The organism is Pseudarthrobacter sp. 01T43 (assembly GCF_056398665.1).
This window is the reverse complement of record NZ_JBFTPV010000001.1, coordinates 170,567-184,934: the sequence shown is the minus strand read 5'-3', so window position 1 is coordinate 184,934 and position 14,368 is coordinate 170,567. Positions and strand designations below refer to the sequence as shown.

The following is a 14,368-nucleotide window of genomic DNA, read 5'->3' as shown; positions in this document are numbered from 1 at the left end:
CGACTACTGAGGCAACGCGCGTTCCATCACGAAGTCGTGCTCCACAGTGCTGCCCAGCCTGAAGGACTTGGTGCCGACCTTCCGGAAGCCAGATTTTTCGTAGAAGCGGATAGCCCGGGCGTTCTGGCTGTTGACGCCCAGCCACACCCCGGCCGCGCCGGCGGCAGCCGCCGGGTCAAGGCTGGCGTGCATCAGTTCCGCCGCGGCGCCCAGCCCGTGGTGCTCAGGGTGGACGTAGCACTTGCTGAGTTCGACCGAGGGCAGGAGCGTCAGGGCGGAGGCCACATCCGGGTCCGCCGCGGGACGGTTGACGAGCAGGCTGTAGCCGCGCAGGCTGCCGCGCACATCAATAACCAGAATGGTGACAGCGGGGTCAGCAAGGTATCCGCGGAAGTGCTCCTCACTCAGAGTGTTGGCCAGGTGGGCGGCAATGTCCTCCGGTGACGACGACGGCGGGCACGCCAGCGGAAAGGTGACCGCCGCGAGTTCGGCGAGTGCACCGGCGTCGTCCGTTGTGGCTTTTGCGGATGGTGTGGGTCATGCAGAAAACTCTAGCCGCCGGCCAGGACTGTCACTTGGCACCAACCAGGGCGTCAGCCGGGTAACTCAGCCCAATCTGGCGGCGGATCTCGTCCATCGCCGCCATCACCGCCACGCTCTGGCCCGGCGGCAGGACGGTGCCGGCGGTGGAACCGGACACGATCAAGCGTTCGAGTTCCGCTGCCTGGTATTGCATGCCCCGGCCGCTCACTGGCTGGTCGAACCGCTCGAGGACGTTGCCCTGCGCATCAAAAACGGTAAAGGGCGTGGGGTTGTACCAGGTGGGTTCGATGTCGATCCACCCGGCCGTCCCGATCACCACTGCACGGTTGGGGCCAGCCGCATCGAGTTCACAGTCAATGATGGCCTGCTGCCCTGGCCCATACTCGAAGATCGCCGCGGTCTGGCGGTCCACGCCGGTTGCTGTCATGGAGGCGCTGGCCCGGATGGATTCCGGAGCTCCCAGGATGTCGATGGAGAGGGAGACAGGGTAGACGCCCAGGTCAAGCAACGCTCCGCCGCCCAGGGCAGGATCGTTGAGCCTGTGCGCGGGATCCTTGGGGAGATTTTGGTTGTGGCTGGCGATGACCTTCCGGACCACCCCGATGGCGCCGTCCGCGATGACTTCACGCAGGCGGATCATATGCGGGAGGAAGCGGCTCCACATGGCTTCCAGCGCCACCAGCCCCTTGGACGCGGCCAGGTCAAAGACCTCCTCCGCTTCGCGGGCATTCATGGTGAAGGATTTCTCCACCAGCACGTGCTTCCCGGCATTGAGGGCGAGCAGGGCGTTCGCATGGTGGAACGGGTGCGGCGTGGCGATGTAAACGACATCCACGGCGGGGTCTGCCACGAGCGCGCCGTAGCTGCCATGCGCGGCTGCCACACCGTGCTGTTCCGCGAACGCCCTGGCCGATTCCAGTGAGCGGGAGCCGACCGCCTGTACGGTGAAGCCATGCTCTTGCAGGTCCTGCGTTTGAAGCCCGGCGATGAAGCCGGTGCCGAGGATCCCCCAGCGGATTTTCCCGTTGGACGTGCCGTTGCCGCCTGCGGTGCCGTTACCTGGAGTCATGGGCTTAGTCCTTTGAGGGGTCGGTGAGCGGGTACGCCACAAACGCAAAGCGCCGGGAATCCGGCGACCAGCTGTTGACGTTGAGGGTACCTTGGCCGCCGAAGAGCGGCCAGGTCTGAAGCGGCCGTGCCCAGTCGTCAGTGGAAACAAGGACGACGGCGACCGGCAGGTCCGCGGGGTGGCCTGCCGTTCCGCCGGGAAACCGGATGTAAGTGGCGAAGCGACCGTCGGGGGAGAGGTGCGGGAACCAGTCGACGGTCCTGGATTCGAGGAGCCGTTCGAATCCGGTTCCGTCTACCTGCACCCGGGCGAGCTGGGCGTGGCCCGGGGCCGTGGTGAAGGACTCCGTATTCAGGTAGAGCCATTTGCCGTCCGGCGAATATTCCGGCCCGTCGCAGTGCCCGCCGCCAACGTCGATTCTGGCGGGAGCGCCGCCGTCGGACGCCATGGTCATGAGGCGACCGGGCTGGGTAAAGTCACCCGCCTCGATAGCCACGTAGGAGAGTTCCTTGCCGTCCGGGCTGACGCCGTGCAGGAAATGGAAGGACCCGTCGTCGGCCGTGATTCTCTCGGTTTGACCGCCGCCGAGCGGCGCACGGTAGATGTGACCGTCGTTGGCCGACAGGAAAATGTGCCTGCCATCGGGGGCCAGGACGTGGTCATTGTTGAGGTCCGGGACGCCGTTGAGTGGGACCTCCGCGGGCTCGCCGCCTGCTACGGCCAGCGTCCACAGCTTTCCGTCCCCGTTGAGGACAAGTGAGGAGCCGTCCAGGGTCCAGTTCGGTGCTTCAAAAAGCACATCGTTGGTGCCGTAGAGCAGCTCGGCCTGGCCGGTGACCGACGCGATCCACACCTCGCAGCGTTGACCTGGTTGAAGGGTGCGGATCACGTCGGTTGGTCCTAGTCTTTGCTGCTGAAGGCGGCGTCAAAGGAGGTGTTCGACGCCGGGAAGTCGAACTTCTTCAGCGCGGCGAGGGCTTCGGGGGCGCCGTGGAGGCGGTCCATGCCGGCATCTTCCCATTCGACGGAGATGGGGCCGTCATAGCCGATCGCGGCCAGCGCCCGGAAGGAGGATTCCCACGGCACGTCGCCGCGTCCGGCGGAGACGAAGTCCCAGCCGCGGCGCGGGTCGCCCCAGGGCAGGTGCGAGCCCAGGACGGTGTTCCGGCCGGTCTGACGGAGCTTGGTGTCTTTACAGTCCACGTGGTAGATCCGGTCCTTGAAATCCCAGATGAACGAGACGGGATCGATACCCTGCCACATGAAGTGGGACGGATCCCAGTTCAGGCCGAACGCTTCGCGGTGGCCGATCGCTTCGAGGGTGCGGACGGTGGTCCAGTAGTCGTACGCGATCTCGCTCGGGTGGACCTCGTGGGCGAACCGGACGCCGCATTCGTCGAAAACGTCCAGGATGGGGTTCCAGCGGTCCGCGAAGTCCTGGTAACCGGCCTCGATGACCTTCTCGGGGACAGGCGGGAACATGGCAATATACTGCCAAATCGAGGATCCGGTGAAGCCGACGACGGTGTCCACGCCGAGAGCCTTGGCGAGCCGGGCAGTGTGCTTCATCTCCTCGGCCGCGCGCTGCCGGACACCTTCGGGGTCGCCGTCGCCCCAGACCTTCGACCCGACGATGGCTTCGTGCCGGAAGTCGATGGGGTCATCGCACACGGCCTGGCCCTTGAGGTGGTTGGAGATGGCCCAGACTTTAAGGTTGTACTTCTCCAGGACGGCGAGTTTGGACTCGACGTAGCCGGGTTCGTCCCAGCGCCAGGCGTCCAGGTGATCACCGGAGACGGCGATTTCGAGGCCGTCGTAGCCCCAGCCGGAAGCCAGGCGCGCGACTTCCTCGAACGGGAGGTCGGCCCACTGGCCGGTGAACAGGGTGTACGGGCGGGGCATGTCAGGCTCCTTCAGAGGCAGGGACGAGTGCGGTGGTGAGCTGGATGATGGCGGATTTGGCGTTGGCGGACTCTTCGATGGCGGCCAGGACCCGCTGCACGGCCAGGCCCTCTTCGAACGACGGCGACGGCGGGGTGCCGCCCTCGATCGCGGCGAGGAAGTCCCGGATTTCGTGCGTGAAGGTGTGTTCCCAGCCGATCACGTGGCCCTGGGGCCACCAAGCGTCCATGTAGGGATGCCCAGGTTCGTTCACCAGGATCCGCCGGAAGCCCTGTTCCCGGACGGGCAGGGTGGCGTCCAGGAAACCGAGCTCGTTGATGGTTTCCAGGTCGAACAGGAGGGAGCCCTTGTCCCCGTAAATCTCCAGCTTCAGGCTGTTCTTCTGTCCGGTGGCCATGCGCGAAACCTCCACGGAGGCGATGGTCCCCGAGTCCAGGGTCAGCGTGGCCCAGGCGGCGTCGTCGACTGTTACCTCTTCCGGGCCGTCCGCCCCGGGGCGGCTGGTCACGAAGGTATGCAGCCGGCCGGAGACTTCGGTGACGGAACCGCCCAGCAGGAACATGACCTGGTCGATCGCGTGGGACGCGATGTCGCCCAAGGCGCCGGACCCGGCGGTTTCCTTGTTCAGCCGCCACGTCATGGGGGAGTCGGCGTCCACCAGCCAGTCCTGCAGGTACGCGGCGCGGACGTGCCGGACCGTGCCAAGCCGGCCTTCGGCGATAAGCTCCCTGGCCAGCGCCAGGGCCGGCACCCGCCGGTAGTTGAACCCGATCATGGATTGGACGCCACGTTCCCGGGCGGCCCGGGCAGCGTCAGCCATCGCCTCGGCCTCGGCCAGGGTGTTCGCCAAGGGCTTCTCGACCAGGACGTGCTTGCCCGCCTCAAGCGCCGCGATGGCGATTTCGGCGTGCATCCAGCCGGGGGCGCAGATGTCCACAAGGTGAATGTCGTCCCGCTCCAGGACCGAGCGCCAGTCCGTGGCGGACTCCTCCCAGCCGTATTTCGAGGCGGCCGCTGCGACCTGCCCGGCGTCCCGGCCCACGAGCACTTTCTGCTCGAAGGCCGGGACGTCGAAGAAGGACGCAACATTCCGCCAGGCGTTGGAGTGGGCCTTGCCCATGAAGGCGTAGCCGATCATCGCTACGCCGAGGGGCGGCCCGTCCCGGTTGGTGCCATTTTTGCTGTCAGGAGGGTTCATGGTGTGAGTCCTAGAGAGTGGCCGCTGTGGGGTCCCAGTCCTCGGGGAGGGCCTGGGACGCCGGGGCGGAGCTTTCGACGTCGACGAAGGTGCCCGATTCCACGGACTCGGAAATCGACACCATAGTGTCGAGCACGTGGTAGGCGAGGTTGCCCGTGGCGCGGTGGGGAACTCCTGCCCGGATGGCCCGCGCCATGTCCAGTACGCCCATGCCACGGCCGTTCGTGGGGCCGGTGGCGGGGATAACCGTCCACTCGTTGTCCCCCGCACGCCAGAGCCGCACGTCGCCGTCGAAATAGTTCGGATCCGGGAGCGAAATGGTGGCTTCGGTGCCGGTGATTTCCACGAAGCCCATCCGCTGCCGCGGGGACTCGAAGGAGAAGACGCTGTGCGAGGACTGGCCGCCCTCGAACTGGGCCATGGCGGACACATGGGTCGGGACCTCCACCGTGAACTCCTCGCCAAGTTTGGGGCCGGACCCGATGACCCGGACTTCCTTGGCCTTGGAGCCGATGGCAGCGACCTTGCGCACGGAACCGAAGGTCTGGACCAGCGCAGTGAGGTAATACGGGCCCATGTCGAACAGGGGACCTGCGCCGTACTGGAAGAGGAAGGCCGGATTGGGGTGCCAGGACTCCGGCCCCGGCGTCTGGAACGTGGTCATGGCCGTCAGCGGTGTGCCGATGTCGCCGCGCTCGATCAGCCGGCGGGCCGTCTGCAGCCCGGCGCCAAGGAACGTGTCCGGTGCGCAGCCCAGCCGCAGCCCGGCAGCGTCGGCGGCCTTGAGCAGCCCCAGCCCGGATTCGCGGTCCAGCGAGAACGGCTTCTCGGTCCACACATGCTTGCCGGCGTTGACRGCGGCCGTGGCCACCTCCACGTGGGCGGACGGGATGGTCAGGTTAACGATGATTTCGACGTCGGGATGGTTCAGTGCCGCGTCCACTCCGCCGGATTCGGCAATCCCGTATTCCTTCGCGCGGGCCGCTGCGGCATCCTCGAAAAGGTCGGCGATGACGTGGACCTTCAGGTCAGGGAAGACGGTCAGGTTGTCCAGGTACTGCTTGCTGATGTTCCCGGCGCCGATGACGGCGACGCCTACCGGCCCGCGGCGGGAGGTGGTGCTGCTCATGCCTTCGCCCCTTCGGCTGTGTTTGCGGTCAGGTAGGCGAGGCTTTCGGCGATGCCTTCGAAGATGTCTCCGGCGTAGTCGTCAAACTCCACGACGCCAACCTCGAGGGACTTGGCAGCGGCAATGACGTCCAGAACCGCTACTTTTCCCTTGCCGGCGGGCAGTTGCGCTTTGGTGTCCGTGTTCAGCGGGCCGTCCTTGATGTGGATGAACTTCACTTTGTCGCCCAGCTTCGCCAGGATGTCCACGGGGTCCTGGCCGCCCACGGCAACCCAGTAGGTGTCCACTTCAAGGACCACTTCGGGGTCCAGCAGGTCGGCGAAGTACTCGAGAGCTGTGCGGCCCTCGATGAGGGACTCCAGTTCCCAGGCGTGGTTGTGGTACCCGACGCGGATGCCATGTTCGGCACCTTTCTTGGCTGCTTCGTTGAGCTTCGCCGCGGTGGCCTGGATGTCCTCGGCCTTCTGCCAGTGCTCGGCAGGCAGATATGGATCGATGACGGTGCTGATGCCCAGTGCCTTGGCGGCGGCGAAGATTTCGTCCTGGTCCTGGCTGAGGAGGGGTGCGTGGCCTGAGGGTGCGGTGAGGCCGTTTTCCTTCAGGGCTGCACCGAGCTCTGCTGCCGTGGCCACGAAGTTGTAGGGCTCAACCTGGGTAAAGCCGATCTCCGCGACCTTACGGATGGTGCCGGGCAGGTCCTCCTGGATGGCGTTGCGCAGGGTGTAGAGCTGGAGTGAGTAAGACATGGGATTCCTTTGCATAGCTATGTTTTGGGAAAGGCAGGGTGCCGGTCTAACGGCCGGCGAGGGATCCGCCGATGCCGCCGACGCTGAAGTATTTGTTCAGCGTGGCGAAGACGATGATGGGCGGGAGCATCATGACCACGGCGAGGGCCATGACGGAGGTCCAGTCGGTGGCGTTCTGCTGGAAGAAGGACTGCACACCCATGGGCAGGGTGAAGATTTCATTCGAGCGCAGGAACACGATGGCCACCAGGTAGTCGTTCCACGCCAGCAGGAAGGCGAAAATGGCCGTGGAAAGGATGCCGGGGAGTGAGTTGCGCAGGACCACCTTCGTGAAGGAACCGAACACCGAACAGCCGTCAATCCATGAGGCCTCTTCGAGGCTGATCGGGATTGAGTCGAAGTAGGCTGCCATCATCCAGGTGGCCACCGTCATGGTGGAGCCGACATAGATGATGGTGATCCCCAGCAGGTTGTCCACCAGTCCCATTCCGGCGAACAGGATGAAGAGCGGGACCACTGAGGTGATGATGGGCAAGGACTGCATGACGAACAGCAGCAGCGAGTAGCCTGACACTGCCTTACTGCGGCCCCGGGACAGTACGTAACCGGCCGGGGCAGCCACCGCTACGGCAACCACCACTGTGGATAGCGTGGTCACGAGGCTGTTCTGCAGCCAGGTCGCGGCGAGCGTGCCCGAAAAGACGTTGGCGAGGTTTTCGAACGTCAGGCCCGTTGCAGTGCTGTTGGGTCCCGGGGTGAACGCGAGGACCACGGTGACCATGATGGGCACCAGCACGATCGCGGTGATGACCAGGATGGCAGTGAACCGCCACCAGCGGCCCCGATCGCCCGCATCGGAGAGTGCACGGCGCTTGTTGCCGGAGTCAGTGACTCCCAGAGCCGGGCCGGATTGGGGATGGGCGTGGACTACTGCGCTCATTATTCAACACTCGACTTTCGGATCTGGCGGTACAGGACAACGGAGATGACCACCAGGGTCATGGTCATAAGGAACGCGATGGCGACGCCGGGGCCGGTAGCGAAGTCCTGGAAGACCGTGCGGTAGGCCAGGACCACCAGGGAGGTGGTGGCACTGACCGGGCCGCCGCCCGTGAGCAGGTAGATGGTGGGAAAGTCGTTGACGCAGAAGATGGTCATCAGGATCCAGGAGATGTACGTTGACCGGGCGATCAGGGGAAGCGTGATCTGGGTGAACTGCTGCCAGGGTGTGGCGCCGTCCATGCTCGCCGCTTCGTAGACGGTGGTGTCCACGGACGCGAGAGCTGCCGAGATCATCATCATCATGAAGGGGAAGCTGACCCAGACYTTGAAGACCATGACCRTGAYGGCGGCGAGGTTGGGATCAGCCAGAAAAAGGGGAGTGCCCAGCCCCAGGTTGCGGAAAAGCGACGGAACCAGGCTGTCSGGGGTGGCSACGAGCCAGTTCCAAGCGGTGGASGACACAACGATGGGAACCACCCAGGGCAGCAGGAGGAGGACCTTGAAGGTGCCGCCGGCGGGGATCCTGGTACGTAGCAGCAGTGCGAGACCCAATCCCACCAGCCATGATCCGAAGACCCCCACGATGGTGAACATCAGGGTGAACTGCGCTGCCTTCCAGAAGGCCGGGGAAGACAGGACCCTCGCGAAGTTGTCGCCGCCGATGAAGTTTCCGGTCTGAAGCAGGTTTCCGTCGTGCGTGGCCTGGACGGCCGCGTAGATGAGTGGATAGCCGTGGATCAGGACCAGCAGGACCACGGACGGGAGCAGGAGCCAGAAGAACGTCCTGGTGGTTTGCGCGGACAGCTTGCTCTTGCGGTTGCCGCTCCCGCCCCCGCCGGGAGCGATTCCCTTGCGGGCCCGGCTAAGTCCGGACGGCGCTGTAGAGGTTGTCATGGGGTGGCCGCTTTACTTCTTCAGAACCGATTCGAGGGCGGACTGGAAGGTCTGCAGCGCGGTCTTGGCATCAGACTTGCCGGTAATGATGGTCTGGCTGAACTGGTTCAGGGCCTGGCCGCCGTCGAGGGCTGCGAGGTTGGCGTTCAGTGTGTTGCCCTGGGACGCGAACGTCTTGGCGATGGGCTGCCAGTCCTTAACGATCTTGACGTTGTTGGGGTCGGACGCAAACTCGGGGATCTCGGTGATGGACTTGAACACCGGCAGGGCGGACATGAGCTTCTGGCGCCACAGCTCCTTGAGCTGACCGAGGTAGTAGACCAGGAATTCCTCGGATGCCTCCTGGGACGGGGTGTTGGTGTACATCATGATGTTGTTGGGGAAAACGATGGTTGCCTTGTCCCCGTGCGGGCCTTTGATGGGGTCCGCGACGAGCAGGTCACCGGAGGTGTCGCCCACGCGCTGCGGAACGTTGACCTGGAACAGGCCGTAGCCGGCCTTGCCGTCCTTCCACTGAGCGGACATGTTGTCCGTGGTGTAGCTGACGGCCGCGGGATCGACGATTCCGTTGGACACCAGTTCCAGGACGAATTCCATGGCTTCGACGTTGCGGTCGTTCATCAGGTCGAGCTGGCCGTCCTTGGTGAACACGCCGCCGCCGTTGTTGACCATCATCATGATCATGGAGTGGTTGGCGTAGTTGTTTCCTGACCCGGCACCGGTGGTGAAGCCGAAGGCGCCGACCTTCTTGAGTGCCTTGCCGGCTTCGAGGAGCGAAGGCCAGTCAGTCGGAAGGGCCACGTTGGCCTTCTCGAACAGCGACTTGCGGTACCAGAAGACGCGCATGTCCAGCTGCCACGGAACGGCTACGTAGCCCTTGTCAGTCTTGAAGGGGTCCAGCACACCCGGCAGGAAATCGTCGAACTGGCCATTGGCCTTGAGCTTATCGATGACCTTGTCCGCATATGCGATCTGGCCCTGCTGCTCGAACTGGAAGGCCTGGAAGCCGCCGCCGGTGGACACTGCAGGGCCGGTTTTGGACGCGATTGCCGAGGAAAACGTCTGGTAGAAGTTGTTCCACTGGATGATCTGGTAACTCGCCTTGCTGTTCGTTCCGGAGAAGCCCTCAGCAATCTTCTTTGCGGCGTCGTTATACGCCGGGGTGGCCCACGGCATATCCCAGAACTTGATGGTCCCGCCCGCACCGCCACCGCCGCCCTGGGACGCGGAGCCTCCGCCGCAGGCGGCCAGGAGGGGAACCGCGGCCGCCGCTGCGGTGAGGCCCAGGAATCCCCTTCGGGAGAGGGGGGACGAAGCGATGGAGGATTTGGTAGACACCATGGTTTCCTTTCAGGGCCCGGAGCGGAGTGAATGCCCGGGCCCCTCTCGACAATGAGCGGATACTGAATTGCGGTACTGGAACTGCTGGTAGTGCGGTGGTGCTGTCTAACGGTTGAGTTGGCTGAAGAGCGACATAACGGCTGTGAACTTCGCCAGGTCGGTTGACCGGGTTCCGGCAGAAAGATGGGAGTGGACCCGGGACCAGCTGGTCCGGTGGGAGGATTCGTACAGTGTGGGAAGCGTCGTTGCTCCGTCGTGGGTTACCGCGCGGACCACTGCCGGCCACGCCGCCGCGGCGTCCGGCAGCACAACGTCGGCACGGCCGGTTGAGGTGAGGATCGAGACGCTGGCGGTGGCAGGCAGCACTGACGTGAGGATGCCCTGCAGCGCGACGGGCGCCCCGCTGGCCAGGACGCCGGCAACGGTGTAGCCGTTTGCGTTGCGCTGGACCATCCGCACCTTCAGCACCTCGATGCCGCACTGGACCAGGACGGCGAGCTGATCCGTCAGCAGGTGCAGGGGATCCGTCCCCGGACCGGCCACAGCAACCGAGTCGAGCAGGACGGCATCGTCGAGCGCGCCGGCAACCACGCCGTGAACGTTTTCGCTGGCAGGGGCCAGCGCCGTGTTTCCAGCCCACTTCTGGTCGAGTACCACCACAGCAGCGGCGGCATCGGCGACGCCGGTGAGTGCGGCCGCGTCTTCGGGTACCGGGCAGGAGACCACTACGCCCTTGGCACCGTTATGGATCGCGGCGGCCGCCCGTTCGGTCCAGCCTGCATGGCCGGCGATGGCGGAGACGTCCGGCGCGGAGGCCGGGGCGGCGGGAGCAAACGAAAGCGGAAGGGAAGCGACGACGGCGGACACGGCACCGGCTGCTTCGGCCTGCGGATCCGCGTACACGGACAGTTGCGTGGTCATGCGTTGATCTCCTGCTCTGCAGTTGCCTCGCCGGCGGTGCCGTTGGGAGCGTCTCCCCGGGCTGTATCAACCCGGGCTGCGGCAGCCTCGGCGATCGCCAGCGCAAACTCAAGGTCGTGGATCAGCGCTTCGGCGGCCGGCGGCTGGCCGATACCTCTGGCCAGCTCCGCCAGTTTTCGCCACTCGCCCTCGTAGCCGTTGTGGCCGAAAGGCCCCAGGACAGTGGTCTTGCCAGCTGTCCGGATCCGGGCTGTCGCCGAGCCGGCCTGGACATAGGACGGGGTGAAGTCAATTTTCAGGGCGGCGTCGTCGCCGATTGCCTCAAACTCCCAGGACGGTTCCCAGGTACCGTTCATCGCCGCGCGGAGCTCGATCGCGACGTTTCCGGCCCGCAGGGAGATGACGTAGCCAAACGGGCGGACGATTTCGGCGTGCAGGACCTCTACGTCCGCGAGGTCGGGGGTGAAACGGCGCACCAGGGGCAAGTCGTGGATGGCGAGGCCCATCACGCCGCCGGTGAGCATCGCCTTGATGACCTCGGGATCGGTGGAGTCGCGGGCCGGAACCTGTGTACGGCCCACAATCTCGGTGGCGAAGTCTTCGAAACGGGGGTTGGGCGGAAGAACGATGGAGGACCGGACTGTGTGGACCTGCCCGGGTAGGTCGCCCCAGGCCTCCTCCGCAGCGAGCCAGCCCGGGTCGAAGGTGTGCATGGCGCCCACGATGATCGGAACGCCGGTCTCGGCCGAAACGGCGGAAATGGCGGCAGCCTCTTCGCCGTTCATCGCGAACGGCTTTTCGCACAAGACAGCCTTCTTGCCTGCCCGGCAGGCCGCGATGACCTGTGCGGCGTGGAACTGGTGCGGGCTGCAGATGGCTACAACGTCCACTGCCGGGTCGGCGAGGAGCTCCTCCATGCTGGTGCTGAAGCGCGCTCCCACCCGGCCCGCCACCGACTCGGCCACGGCGGGGTCGAGGTCCATGATGTGGAGGACTTCGAGAATGTTCCCCAACCGTGCGAGGGACGGAAGGTGGATTGCCTGGGTGACGGGTCCAGCGCCCAGGAAACCGACGCCGATGAGGGCCGGGGATCCGTCTGCTTGGCTCGACAAGTTGTTTACCTCTTTGTAATAGCTGGAGCGTGGTCCGTTTGTAATAGCTGGAGCGTGGTCTGCCGGTACCTGGTTCAGTGACACCGCTCACACCCAAGGTAGGAGTACTTTTGCCGGGCGTCAAGCAAAAGTTGAAAAGTAGCTGACATTCTTTGGGCGGCGTGACATGCAGAAGCCCTTCGTGCTATCACTGACTCATGAGTCAAATGTCCGGGAAAGAGGCTGGCATCGCCGGCTCCGACGCCGCGCCCGACGGCGCCGGGAGCCTTTCCCGTGCCGGCGACCTTTTCCAGTTGCTCCGCGACGGCAAGGCCCGCACCCGCGCGGAGCTGGCACTGACCACCGGGCTGGCCCGGTCAACAGTGGCCGCACGGATCGACGCGCTGATCTCCTCCGGCCTGGTAAGCCCCGCAGGCGAGGCGAGCTCCAGCGGCGGCAGGCCGCCGTCGCGCTTTGCCTTTAACCCGGCCGCCCGCTCGGTTTTGGCGGTCGACGTCGGTGCGACGCACGTAATCGTCGCCGTCACCGACCTGGGCGGGAACGTCCTTTCCGAACGCCGGCTGGCGCAGGACGTGGCTGCCGGCCCGGAAACGGTGCTGGACACCGTTGCTGCCGAAGGGCTGGCGGTCCTGGCCGAGGCGGGACGGGGCCTTAGTGACCTGGCCGGAGTGGGAATCGGATTGCCGGGCCCTGTTGAGCATGCCACCGGCCGCCCCGTGAAGCCGCCCATCATGCCCGGGTGGGATGGGTTCGACGTCGTCCGCTACGTCCAGCGATCCCTGCCCGTCCCGGTGCTCGTGGACAACGACGTGAACATCATGGCGCTCGGTGAGCGCACGGCGCACTGGCCCGATCACGAGAATTTCCTCTTTATCAAGGTTGCGACCGGCATCGGCGCCGGGATCATCAGCAACGGTGAGCTGCAGCGCGGCGCCAACGGAACAGCCGGCGACCTGGGCCACGTCCGTGTGCCCCGGGGCGATGACGTGCTGTGCCGGTGTGGGAACTACGGGTGCCTGGAGGCGCTGGCATCCGGGCCGGCCGTGGCTGCGGAACTAGACCGCCACGGCGTACCGGCCCGCAAGGGCAGCGATGTCCTCAGGCTGGTCAGCGACGGCAACCTGCAGGCCATCCAGGCCCTGCGCCAGGCCGGACGCGACGTAGGAGACGTCCTGGCCATGGCAGTGAACCTGCTCAATCCCTCAGTGATTGTCATCGGCGGCAGCCTGGGTCAGGCCGGGGAGCATCTGATGGCGGGTGTCCGCGAAGTGGTGTACAGGCGCTCGCTGCCCCTGGCGACCACGCACCTGCGCATTGCGCTGTCCATGGCCGGGGACCAGGCGGCAATCTTCGGGGCGAGCCAGATGGTGACGCATTACGTGTTGTCGCCTGCGGCAATCGAGTCCACCATCCAGGCGGCCGGCTAAGCGGATTCAGCCGAGGGTCACGATGCCGTAATCACCCGCACCGGCGAACCTTCAAGCCAGGCTTGGACGTCTTCAAAGGCGCCCCCATAGAACTGCCGGTAACTTTCCTGCGTGACGTATCCGAGGTGCGGGGAGAGCACCGTGTTGGGGGTGCTGAGGAGTGGATGGGCCGGCTGGATGGGCTCAAGGTCAAACACATCCAATGCTGCTCCCCGGATCCAGCCGTCGTTCAGTGCGCGCACCAGGGCGTCCTGCTCAACCAGGGGACCGCGGGAGGTGTTCACCAGCAACCCTTCAGGGCCAAGGAGCCGCAGTTCGCGCTCACCCACTGTCCCCTCGGAACGGGGAGAGAGCCGCAGATGGAGGGTGGCGACGTCGGAATTCCTGAAAAGGTCCTCCTTACTGACCTTGCGGGCTCCGGCGTCGGCAGCGGTCTCCGCGGTCAGGTTCTCGCTCCACGCAAGCACCTCCATGCCGAATGCCTGCCCGAACGCCGCGATGTGGCGCCCGATCTTTCCCAAGCCAACAACGCCCAGGGTCTTGCCCGACAGTTCCATCCCGACGGACGTTTGCCACGTACCGGCCCGCAGCGAGTTCTCCTCGGCCGGCAGGTTGCGGGCCAGTGCCAGCAGCAGCGCCCACGTCAGTTCGGGGGCGGCGGTGGGGGAGCCAGGCGTGCCGCATACGGTGATGCCGAGTTCATCCGCCGCGGCGACGTCGATGGCCGCATTAGCCATGCCGGTGGTCACCAGGAGTTTGAGGCCGGGAAGCCGCTCCAGCACCGAACGGGGGAAGGGGGTCCGCTCCCGCATGGCCACGACGATCTGGAAGCCGGCCAGCGCCGCCGCGAGGGCGTCCTCCGACTGGAACGGCTCCCGGAAGACGGACGTGGAGACGCCGGACTGCTGCAGGGAGGACCAGTCGGCGAAGCCGTGAGCCACGTCCTGGTAGTCGTCAAGGATGGCAAGCCGTTGCTGCATGTCTGTTCCTTTGTCCGGAGAAGCGGGCTGCGCGAGTTTTTGTCCAGATAATGCCAGGTCCCGTCATTCTAGGGCGCATCATCTGAACAAAAACTCCAACATGG

General features: G+C 65.3%; 13 protein-coding genes and 1 pseudogene. 1 reads left to right on the top strand and 13 read right to left on the bottom strand.

Features of this window, described 5'->3' with window-relative positions:
• Window positions 1–3: 3 nt before the first annotated feature.
• The 12 genes and pseudogenes from AC1DIM_RS00840 to AC1DIM_RS00785 all read right to left on the bottom strand — a co-directional run bounded on the left by AC1DIM_RS00840 (window position 4) and on the right by AC1DIM_RS00785 (window position 11,857).
• Window positions 4–541, bottom strand: a pseudogene (locus AC1DIM_RS00840) (N-acetyltransferase family protein).
• A 30-nt stretch (window positions 542–571) separates the two neighbouring features.
• Window positions 572–1,612 (bottom strand): Gfo/Idh/MocA family protein, encoded by a 1,041-nt coding sequence (locus tag AC1DIM_RS00835; RefSeq protein WP_477708606.1) that lies wholly within the window; start codon window positions 1,610–1,612, stop codon window positions 572–574.
• Between the two features lie 4 nt (window positions 1,613–1,616).
• Window positions 1,617–2,501, bottom strand: a complete 885-nt coding sequence (locus AC1DIM_RS00830; RefSeq protein ID WP_477708605.1) for a TolB family protein — start codon at window positions 2,499–2,501, stop codon at window positions 1,617–1,619.
• A gap of 11 nt (window positions 2,502–2,512) precedes the next feature.
• Window positions 2,513–3,514 carry a sugar phosphate isomerase/epimerase family protein gene (locus AC1DIM_RS00825; RefSeq protein ID WP_477708604.1) on the bottom strand — a complete coding sequence of 334 codons (1,002 nt, stop codon included), beginning with the start codon at window positions 3,512–3,514 and terminating at the stop codon, window positions 2,513–2,515.
• 1 nt (window position 3,515) lies between these two features.
• Complete coding sequence (locus tag AC1DIM_RS00820; protein WP_477708603.1) at window positions 3,516–4,712, bottom strand: Gfo/Idh/MocA family protein; 1,197 nt, start codon at window positions 4,710–4,712, stop codon at window positions 3,516–3,518.
• Between the two features lie 10 nt (window positions 4,713–4,722).
• Window positions 4,723–5,841 (bottom strand): Gfo/Idh/MocA family protein, encoded by a 1,119-nt coding sequence (locus AC1DIM_RS00815; protein ID WP_477708602.1) that lies wholly within the window; start codon window positions 5,839–5,841, stop codon window positions 4,723–4,725.
• The gene (locus AC1DIM_RS00810; RefSeq protein WP_477708601.1) at window positions 5,838–6,587 is read right to left on the bottom strand and encodes a sugar phosphate isomerase/epimerase family protein; all 750 of its coding nucleotides are present in this window, start codon (window positions 6,585–6,587) and stop codon (window positions 5,838–5,840) included. The genes AC1DIM_RS00815 and AC1DIM_RS00810 overlap by 4 nt, the downstream gene beginning before the upstream one ends.
• A 46-nt stretch (window positions 6,588–6,633) precedes the next feature.
• Window positions 6,634–7,527 carry a carbohydrate ABC transporter permease gene (locus AC1DIM_RS00805; protein ID WP_477708600.1) on the bottom strand — a complete coding sequence of 298 codons (894 nt, stop codon included), beginning with the start codon at window positions 7,525–7,527 and terminating at the stop codon, window positions 6,634–6,636.
• Window positions 7,527–8,483, bottom strand: coding sequence for a carbohydrate ABC transporter permease (locus tag AC1DIM_RS00800; protein ID WP_477708599.1), 957 nt, complete (start codon window positions 8,481–8,483; stop codon window positions 7,527–7,529). The genes AC1DIM_RS00805 and AC1DIM_RS00800 overlap by 1 nt, the downstream gene beginning before the upstream one ends.
• Window positions 8,484–8,495: 12 nt before the next feature.
• Complete coding sequence (locus tag AC1DIM_RS00795) at window positions 8,496–9,824, bottom strand: ABC transporter substrate-binding protein (protein WP_477708598.1); 1,329 nt, start codon at window positions 9,822–9,824, stop codon at window positions 8,496–8,498.
• A gap of 105 nt (window positions 9,825–9,929) precedes the next feature.
• Window positions 9,930–10,745, bottom strand: a complete 816-nt coding sequence (locus AC1DIM_RS00790) for a hypothetical protein (RefSeq protein ID WP_477708597.1) — start codon at window positions 10,743–10,745, stop codon at window positions 9,930–9,932.
• Window positions 10,742–11,857 carry a Gfo/Idh/MocA family protein gene (locus AC1DIM_RS00785; RefSeq protein WP_477708596.1) on the bottom strand — a complete coding sequence of 372 codons (1,116 nt, stop codon included), beginning with the start codon at window positions 11,855–11,857 and terminating at the stop codon, window positions 10,742–10,744. Before AC1DIM_RS00785 ends, AC1DIM_RS00790 begins: the two co-directional genes overlap by 4 nt.
• A 197-nt stretch (window positions 11,858–12,054) precedes the next feature.
• On the opposite strand from AC1DIM_RS00785, the gene AC1DIM_RS00780 reads away from it, so the two are divergent.
• Entirely contained in the window at window positions 12,055–13,284 is a 1,230-nt protein-coding gene (locus tag AC1DIM_RS00780) for an ROK family transcriptional regulator (protein ID WP_477708595.1), read from the top strand.
• Window positions 13,285–13,301: 17 nt separating this feature from the next.
• On the opposite strand, the gene AC1DIM_RS00775 is transcribed toward AC1DIM_RS00780, so the two are convergent.
• Window positions 13,302–14,264 carry a D-2-hydroxyacid dehydrogenase family protein gene (locus tag AC1DIM_RS00775; RefSeq protein ID WP_477708594.1) on the bottom strand — a complete coding sequence of 321 codons (963 nt, stop codon included), beginning with the start codon at window positions 14,262–14,264 and terminating at the stop codon, window positions 13,302–13,304.
• Window positions 14,265–14,368: the final 104 nt, after the last annotated feature.